The sequence below is a fragment of the Mycobacterium helveticum genome, assembly GCF_007714205.1.
Lineage (GTDB): Bacteria > Actinomycetota > Actinomycetes > Mycobacteriales > Mycobacteriaceae > Mycobacterium > Mycobacterium helveticum.
This window is the reverse complement of record NZ_VMQU01000402.1, coordinates 1-265: the sequence shown is the minus strand read 5'-3', so window position 1 is coordinate 265 and position 265 is coordinate 1. Positions and strand designations below refer to the sequence as shown.

General features: G+C 65.7%; 1 protein-coding gene. It reads left to right on the top strand.

The genetic code is table 11. The features are described from left to right. On the top strand, window positions 1-265 hold a 265-nt coding region (locus FPZ47_RS28800; RefSeq protein ID WP_168209601.1), incomplete at both ends, for a hypothetical protein.

The window sequence follows — 265 nt, the reverse complement described above, 5'->3', positions numbered from 1 at the left end:
GAGCCCGGCGCCGATGTGCTGCACAGTCTGCACCAATTGGGTGTCGACGCCCAGGCGGCCGTGCCCAGCTATCTCGGTCTCAGCGTGACCGTCGACGGCAGTATTCCGCCATTCACTTTCACCACCCTTGAGGACGGCGCGGCCAAGAATGTTCGCACCTCGCTTCGGCTGATGCTGCCCGGTATCGATGACGGCCGCGCGGCACCATTGGTTGCGCTGATCCTCTACGCGGGCACGCCGGGAACGTTCGTCGACCTCGCCGCAG